At 50.1% G+C, this 5,000-nt stretch carries 9 tRNA genes and 3 rRNA genes (1 of these 12 running past the window's edge); all 12 read left to right on the plus strand.

Features of this window, described 5'->3' with window-relative positions:
* The first annotated feature begins 160 nt into the window (after window positions 1–160).
* Window positions 161–3,091: ribosomal RNA gene (locus HUW50_RS09675) — 23S ribosomal RNA — on the plus strand.
* 149 nt (window positions 3,092–3,240) lie between these two features.
* Window positions 3,241–3,356 (plus strand): 5S ribosomal RNA (gene rrf, locus HUW50_RS09680).
* A gap of 24 nt (window positions 3,357–3,380) precedes the next feature.
* Window positions 3,381–3,456 (plus strand) — tRNA-Val (locus HUW50_RS09685).
* 15 nt (window positions 3,457–3,471) lie between these two features.
* Window positions 3,472–3,547, plus strand: a tRNA-Thr gene (locus HUW50_RS09690).
* Window positions 3,548–3,571: 24 nt separating this feature from the next.
* A tRNA-Lys gene (locus tag HUW50_RS09695) sits at window positions 3,572–3,647 on the plus strand.
* Between the two features lie 12 nt (window positions 3,648–3,659).
* Window positions 3,660–3,745 (plus strand) — tRNA-Leu (locus tag HUW50_RS09700).
* 10 nt (window positions 3,746–3,755) lie between these two features.
* A tRNA-Gly gene (locus HUW50_RS09705) sits at window positions 3,756–3,827 on the plus strand.
* Window positions 3,828–3,837: 10 nt separating this feature from the next.
* Window positions 3,838–3,926 (plus strand) — tRNA-Leu (locus HUW50_RS09710).
* 11 nt (window positions 3,927–3,937) lie between these two features.
* A tRNA-Arg gene (locus HUW50_RS09715) sits at window positions 3,938–4,014 on the plus strand.
* Between the two features lie 5 nt (window positions 4,015–4,019).
* Window positions 4,020–4,096: transfer RNA gene (locus HUW50_RS09720), tRNA-Pro, on the plus strand.
* 18 nt (window positions 4,097–4,114) lie between these two features.
* A tRNA-Ala gene (locus HUW50_RS09725) sits at window positions 4,115–4,190 on the plus strand.
* A gap of 167 nt (window positions 4,191–4,357) precedes the next feature.
* Window positions 4,358–5,000 (plus strand): 16S ribosomal RNA (locus HUW50_RS09730); it runs 907 nt beyond the window's last position.

Genomic DNA, 5,000 nt, shown 5'->3' on the forward strand with positions numbered 1-5,000 from the left:
AAAGACATAGGAGTTTAAATGCATCTAGCATTTGCACATCCTGTGCTTTATGTTCCTTGAAAACTAGATAACGATAACAATTCAAGTAATTCACTGAGTTTAAACGCTTAGTTTAGTGATTCTCTTAATGATTGATTTAAATGACATTTTTAATGTCGAAGGTTAAGTTGTTAAGGGCGCACGGTGGATGCCTTGGCACTAGGAGCCGATGAAGGACGGTACTAACACCGATATGCTTCGGGGAGCTGTAAGTAAGCTTTGATCCGGAGATTTCCGAATGGGGAAACCCACTGCTCGTAATGGAGTAGTATTTTTACCTGAATACATAGGGTAATAAAGGCAGACCCGGGGAACTGAAACATCTAAGTACCCGGAGGAAGAGAAAGCAAACGCGATTTCCTGAGTAGCGGCGAGCGAAACGGAATTAGCCCAAACCAAGAGGCTTGCCTCTTGGGGTTGTAGGACACTCTATACGGAGTTACAAAGGAACGAAGTAAATGAAGAGGTCTGGAAAGGCCCGTCAAAGAAGGTAACAACCCTGTAGTTGAAACTTCGTTCCCTCCAGAGTGGATCCTGAGTACGGCGGGACACGAGAAATCCCGTCGGAAGCAGGGAGGACCATCTCCCAAGGCTAAATACTCCCTAGTGACCGATAGTGAACCAGTACCGTGAGGGAAAGGTGAAAAGCACCCCGGAAGGGGAGTGAAATAGATCCTGAAACCGTGTGCCTACAAGTAGTCAAAGCCCGTTAATGGGTAATGGCGTGCCTTTTGTAGAATGAACCGGCGAGTTACGATCCCGTGCAAGGTTAAGTTGATGAGACGGAGCCGCAGCGAAAGCGAGTCTGAATAGGGCGAAAGAGTACGTGGTCGTAGACCCGAAACCAGGTGATCTACCCATGTCCAGGGTGAAGTTCAGGTAACACTGAATGGAGGCCCGAACCCACGCACGTTGAAAAGTGCGGGGATGAGGTGTGGGTAGCGGAGAAATTCCAATCGAACCTGGAGATAGCTGGTTCTCTCCGAAATAGCTTTAGGGCTAGCCTTGAATTTAGAGTCTTGGAGGTAGAGCACTGATTGGACTAGGGGCCCCCAACGGGTTACCGAATTCAGTCAAACTCCGAATGCCAAAGACTTATATTCAGGAGTCAGACTGCGAGTGATAAGATCCGTAGTCAAGAGGGAAACAGCCCAGACCACCAGCTAAGGTCCCAAAGTATACGTTAAGTGGAAAAGGATGTGGAGTTGCTTAGACAACCAGGATGTTGGCTTAGAAGCAGCCACCATTTAAAGAGTGCGTAATAGCTCACTGGTCGAGTGACTCTGCGCCGAAAATGTACCGGGGCTAAACGTATCACCGAAGCTGTGGACTGTTCTTTTAGAACAGTGGTAGGAGAGCGTTCTAAGGGCTGTGAAGCTAGACCGTAAGGACTAGTGGAGCGCTTAGAAGTGAGAATGCCGGTATGAGTAGCGAAAGAGGGGTGAGAATCCCCTCCACCGAATGCCTAAGGTTTCCTGAGGAAGGCTCGTCCGCTCAGGGTAAGTCGGGACCTAAGCCGAGGCCGAAAGGCGTAGGCGATGGACAACAGGTTGAAATTCCTGTACCACCTCCTCACCATTTGAGCAATGGGGGGACGCAGAAGGATAGGGTAAGCGCGCTGTTGGATATGCGCGTCCAAGCAGTTAGGCTGACAACGAGGCAAATCCCGTTGTCGTATAAGGCTGAGCTGTGATGGCGAGGGAACTATAGTACCGAAGTTCCTGATTCCACACTGCCAAGAAAAGCCTCTAGCGAGGTGAGAGGTGCCCGTACCGCAAACCGACACAGGTAGGCGAGGAGAGAATCCTAAGGTGAGCGAGAGAACTCTCGTTAAGGAACTCGGCAAAATGACCCCGTAACTTCGGGAGAAGGGGTGCTTTTTAGGGTGAATAGCCCGGAAAAGCCGCAGTGAATAGGCCCAGGCGACTGTTTAGCAAAAACACAGGTCTCTGCGAAGCCGCAAGGCGAAGTATAGGGGCTGACGCCTGCCCGGTGCTGGAAGGTTAAGGGGAGAGGTTAGCGTAAGCGAAGCTTTGAACCGAAGCCCCAGTAAACGGCGGCCGTAACTATAACGGTCCTAAGGTAGCGAAATTCCTTGTCGGGTAAGTTCCGACCCGCACGAAAGGCGTAACGATCTGGGCACTGTCTCAACGAGAGACTCGGTGAAATTATAGTACCTGTGAAGATGCAGGTTACCCGCGACAGGACGGAAAGACCCCGTGGAGCTTTACTGTAGCCTGATATTGAATTTTGGTACAGCTTGTACAGGATAGGTAGGAGCCTGAGAAGCCGGAGCGCTAGCTTCGGTGGAGGCGTCGGTGGGATACTACCCTGGCTGTATTGAAATTCTAACCCACAGCCCTTATCGGGCTGGGAGACAGTGTCAGGTGGGCAGTTTGACTGGGGCGGTCGCCTCCTAAAATGTAACGGAGGCGCCCAAAGGTTCCCTCAGAATGGTTGGAAATCATTCGTAGAGTGTAAAGGCACAAGGGAGCTTGACTGCGAGACCTACAAGTCGAGCAGGGACGAAAGTCGGGCTTAGTGATCCGGTGGTTCCGCATGGAAGGGCCATCGCTCAACGGATAAAAGCTACCCCGGGGATAACAGGCTTATCTCCCCCAAGAGTCCACATCGACGGGGAGGTTTGGCACCTCGATGTCGGCTCATCGCATCCTGGGGCTGTAGTCGGTCCCAAGGGTTGGGCTGTTCGCCCATTAAAGCGGTACGCGAGCTGGGTTCAGAACGTCGTGAGACAGTTCGGTCCCTATCCGTCGTGGGCGTAGGAAATTTGAGAGGAGCTGTCCTTAGTACGAGAGGACCGGGATGGACGCACCGCTGGTGTACCAGTTGTCTTGCCAAAGGCATAGCTGGGTAGCTATGTGCGGAAGGGATAAGTGCTGAAAGCATCTAAGCATGAAGCCCCCCTCAAGATGAGATTTCCCATAGCGTAAGCTAGTAAGATCCCTGAAAGATGATCAGGTTGATAGGTCTGAGGTGGAAGCGCGGTGACGTGTGGAGCTGACAGATACTAATCGATCGAGGACTTAACCTAATAAAAGCGTTAAACGAAGTGAATTGAATTGTGTATCGTTATCTAGTTTTGAAGGAATATATCCTTTGAAAAAAACCTAAAAAATCTCTTGATTTTTTTTGAAAAAATAATATAATAGTAAATGTCGTTCAAAATAATATTTACTAATATCTGGTGGCGATAGCGAAGAGGTCACACCCGTTCCCATGCCGAACACGGAAGTTAAGCTCTTCAGCGCCGATGGTAGTTGGGGGTTTCCCCCTGTGAGAGTAGGACGTTGCCAGGTTTATGTTAATTTAATAATTTTAATGGAGGATTAGCTCAGCTGGGAGAGCATCTGCCTTACAAGCAGAGGGTCGGCGGTTCGATCCCGTCATCCTCCACCATTATTAACTTATTGTGCCGGTGTAGCTCAACTGGTAGAGCAACTGACTTGTAATCAGTAGGTTGGGGGTTCAAGTCCTCTTGCCGGCACCACTTATTATCTACTCATTGAAAAATGAGCCATTAGCTCAGTTGGTAGAGCATCTGACTTTTAATCAGAGGGTCGAAGGTTCGAGTCCTTCATGGCTCACCATTTACACACCTTGCGGGTGTGGCGGAATTGGCAGACGCGCTAGACTTAGGATCTAGTGTCCTTGTGACGTGGGGGTTCAAGTCCCTTCACCCGCACCAATTAAATATTGCGGAAGTAGTTCAGTGGTAGAACACCACCTTGCCAAGGTGGGGGTCGCGGGTTCGAATCCCGTCTTCCGCTCTTAGTAAGTGCCGGGGTGGCGGAACTGGCAGACGCACAGGACTTAAAATCCTGCGGTAGGTGACTACCGTACCGGTTCGATTCCGGTCCTCGGCACCACTTACAAAAATGCGCCCGTAGCTCAATTGGATAGAGCGTTTGACTACGGATCAAAAGGTTAGGGGTTCGACTCCTCTCGGGCGCGCCATATATCGGGAAGTAGCTCAGCTTGGTAGAGCACTTGGTTTGGGACCAAGGGGTCGCAGGTTCGAATCCTGTCTTCCCGACCATTACCTAAAACTTTCTTTGGGGCCTTAGCTCAGCTGGGAGAGCGCCTGCTTTGCACGCAGGAGGTCAGCGGTTCGATCCCGCTAGGCTCCACCATTTTTTTAAAAACTTCTTGACTTTATATTAAGAAGTTTGGTATTGTAATAAAGTTGCTATAAACGATGATCTTTGAAAACTAAACAAAACCAAGCGTGCCAACGTTAATTTTTAATTAACAAAACAACGTACTATATAGTACAAATTTATGAGCTATATCAAACACTTTATTGGAGAGTTTGATCCTGGCTCAGGACGAACGCTGGCGGCGTGCCTAATACATGCAAGTCGAGCGAATCAATGGGAGCTTGCTCCCTGAGATTAGCGGCGGACGGGTGAGTAACACGTGGGTAACCTGCCTGTAAGATTGGGATAACTCCGGGAAACCGGAGCTAATACCGGATAACATTTTGAACCGCATGGTTCAGAATTGAAAGATGGTTTCGGCTATCACTTACAGATGGACCCGCGGCGCATTAGCTAGTTGGTGAGGTAACGGCTCACCAAGGCAACGATGCGTAGCCGACCTGAGAGGGTGATCGGCCACACTGGGACTGAGACACGGCCCAGACTCCTACGGGAGGCAGCAGTAGGGAATCTTCCGCAATGGACGAAAGTCTGACGGAGCAACGCCGCGTGAACGATGAAGGCCTTCGGGTCGTAAAGTTCTGTTGTTAGGGAAGAACAAGTACCAGAGTAACTGCTGGTACCTTGACGGTACCTAACCAGAAAGCCACGGCTAACTACGTGCCAGCAGCCGCGGTAATACGTAGGTGGCAAGCGTTGTCCGGAATTATTGGGCGTAAAGCGTACGCAGGCGGTTTCTTAAGTCTGATGTGAAAGCCCACGGCTCAACCGTGGAGGGTCATT

Origin of the sequence: Metabacillus sp. KUDC1714, assembly GCF_014217835.1 — a bacterium.
In the GTDB taxonomy this organism is placed as follows: Bacteria; Bacillota; Bacilli; order Bacillales; family Bacillaceae; genus Metabacillus; species Metabacillus rhizosphaerae.